The organism is Campylobacter sp. TTU_617 (assembly GCF_016599045.1).
In the GTDB taxonomy this organism is placed as follows: domain Bacteria; phylum Campylobacterota; class Campylobacteria; order Campylobacterales; family Campylobacteraceae; genus Campylobacter_D.
On record NZ_JAENKV010000029.1, the window covers coordinates 1 to 3,124 of the forward strand.

The following is a 3,124-nucleotide window of genomic DNA, read 5'->3' on the forward strand; positions in this document are numbered from 1 at the left end:
TATCTTTACCTTGTATGAGTTCAAATTTAAGATTTGATTTTATTTTATTTAGTTCTTCTTTTAAGAAAGTATTATTTAGAGCATTTAGGTTTTTTAAGAATAAAGAGGGGGTCATTTAAATCTCCCACTCTTTTATAGCTTTATTAATGGTTTCATTTTGAGCTTTTAAATAATCTAAAATTTGCAAAAACCAAAGATTTTGAGAAGAAAGAAAATCTAGCAATTTTTCATCTTGCTTTAAAGAATTTAAAACTTCATACTTCATAACTTCACATTCATTATGAAAATACATAGCCTGTGAAAGTTCATTAAATAATTTTAATGTTTTTAATTCTTTAAAAAATTGAAGCAAATTATCTTTGATCTTTCTAAGAGTTTGTAAATTTTTTTGCTCTTTTTTAAACTCGTAGTCTAATTTTTTGAGTTCATTTTTACATTTTTTAATGTAATTTTCACTCTCATTGACATTTTTTTCAAGATTTTTCTTCGTCTTTTTTAATTTTTCCTTCATTTTATCTAAGCTTAAAGATTTTGGAAATTCAAAAGGTTTGCAAAGATCCTCGTTTAAAAGCTCTTCACATACTTCTTTAAAAGGTTTTTCTAAGCTTCCTTCTATCCTTGCTCCACCTTCTGTGCAATTGTAAGTAGTAATACCTAATTTAGTTTTAGTAAAAAAAATATCCTTTTCAAAATGTTGTCTAAAAAGCTGCCAAGAAAGTTGGGTTCTAACTTCTCCTTTTCCTCCATAAGCCAAAGTATAAAGTTCGCCTCTTACTTCATCACCTTGCTCTCCAAAAATATGCTCTAAAGCGTGACTTTTACCACTTTGAGCATAGGCTAAGTCTTGCCCTATTAAAATAACATTTTTAAATCTTAATGCACCAATTAATTCATAAATCATATTAGCAACACTCATTCCTACGCCAAGATATCCATATTCATCAAGTTTTAAAGAACCTGCTGAATTTAAAGGACGATGCACTACCATATAGCGTCTATGATTCCTTTCTAGGTATTCTATAGTTTTTTTATATACCACAGAAGCTAAGATAAAAAGTATATCCTTATCAAAATCTCCAAAATCATTATTAAAAAATTCAGAAGTTAAAACAACTCTTTCTAAAGACAAAACATAATCAGGCTTAATATTGTGTTTGGCTAAAATTGGATAAGAACTATCAGCACAAAAAATAGCTACCTTATTTTGATACTCTTTAAGTAAGGGAAGTTGTTTAGTAAGCGAAGGTCCTGTTGATACTATTATAGCATTTTCAAGTTTTGCTCTCCTTGATTTTAAAAACTCTTGAAAAATTCCATGACTTAACATTTTAGGAATATTATTTAAAGTATGTTCTATTCCTATCATAGAGTCTATAGGATCATTGCCGTGATTTAATACTACAAATCTTATAATTTCCATTAAGTCTTTGTTTAAACTTTCGATTTTATCATAATAATGTTTTGCATAAAAAGAACTATGGATATGAAGATTATAAATTTTAATACTCTTTTTTATAAACTCAAAAGAAAATAAAGCATTTAAGGAAGCCAAGTTAAGATCTTTAGTATAAAAAAGTATAAGTTTTTCGCTTTTAATTTCTTTAGAAAAATCAAAAAGATGAAAAGCTAAAGCTAAAATTTCAAGCTCATCTTCAAATACAACGATAGCTTTATGATTTTTATTTTCACATAAAATTTTATAAAGTTTTCCATTTCCAAAACCATAAAAAAACAAAACAGGATATTTAAAAAAATCATTTTTAAAGAGTTCTAAATTTTTATTTAGTTCTTCATTCACATTTTCATAAATTTTATCATTATCATGTCTTATGAAATTAGCTTCTTTATCTACACTAAAATTAGAAAAATTTTCTAAAGATCTAAGCTTATAAGCTAAAACTTGATCAACCTCAAAAAGTGCTGCTGTGTTTTTTAAAAAGAGCTCTTTTGCCCCATCCATTTTTCAAGTCCCCTTTTATATAACTCATCTTTTAAAGGCTTAATGTTTTTAATTAAAGCAAGTTCAAGTGCATTAATATGTGCATATATCATTTTAAGCCATTCTAAATGTTCTTTAATCCAAATTAAAGATTTATTAAAAGAATCTTCTTTTGTTTTTACTTTTAAGACATAAATTCTAGCTAAATTTAATTCAAATTGGATTAAAAAAGCTCCAACAGCTTGAGCAAGTTCTTTTAAATCTTCAGTTTTTGTTTTATACTTATCAATTCTTTTTATTATAAGATCAATTAAATCTTGATTATCTGTATGATTTAGCTTTAAATAAAGCTCATTGATTTCATTATATTCTTTTAAACAATCATTTTTAAAAGTATTAGAATGTTTTATGGCTTTTGTAATTTTTGCATAAGCTTTAAGTAATAATTCATCTTGTTTATTTTTATTTAAAGCATTTAATCTTTTAAAAGGTTTATCTAAATCTTTAATAAGTAATTCTTCACATACTTCTTTAAAAGGTTTTTCTATAGCTCCTTCTATCCTTGCTCCACCTTCTGTGCAGTTGTAAGTTTTTACTCCTTGTTCTTTGGTAAATTGTATATCGCTTTCAAATTCTTGACGAAAAAGGGTCCAAACTTGATGTGTTTTAATCAGTTTTTTACCCCCATAAGATAAAGCTTTATCAAAATTTTTAAATCTTTTATTCTCAAAATTGGATCCGTGTTTATAATCATTAGGATGAGAATTTCCTTTTTCATCATAGGCTAAGTCTTGTCCTATTAAGATAATGTTTTTGTGTTTTAAAAAAAATGCCAAAGCAAAATTAACATTAGCCACGCTATGTCCCATATTAAAATACCCAAATTTATCCATAGCAACATAATTAATAAAATTAGCCCAAGTAGAAACTACTATATAAGAACGCTTATTTTGATCAAGATAAGAAAGTGCTTTTGGATGAACTACAGATTTTAAGATAAAGGTTATTCCTTCATCAAATTCTTTAAAATTATTATTGAAAAATTCTGCTGTAATTTCTTTTCTTTCTACCATACAAACATAATCAGGCTTAATATTATGTTTAGCTAATATTGCATAAGCACTATCAGCACAAAATATTGTAGCTTTGTTTTGATATTCTTTTAAAATAGGAAGTTGTTTAGTA

General features: G+C 26.0%; 2 protein-coding genes. Both read right to left on the reverse strand.

Annotated elements, in window-relative coordinates; translation table 11 throughout:
• Positions 1–115: 115 nt before the first annotated feature.
• Positions 116–1,960: a motility associated factor glycosyltransferase family protein gene (locus GQV94_RS07530; protein ID WP_200170433.1), complete on the reverse strand. Its 1,845-nt coding sequence runs from the start codon at positions 1,958–1,960 to the stop codon at positions 116–118.
• The coding region (locus GQV94_RS07535; protein WP_200170434.1) for a motility associated factor glycosyltransferase family protein at positions 1,933–3,124 on the reverse strand (1,192 nt) is incomplete at its 5' end. The genes GQV94_RS07530 and GQV94_RS07535, both read right to left, overlap by 28 nt.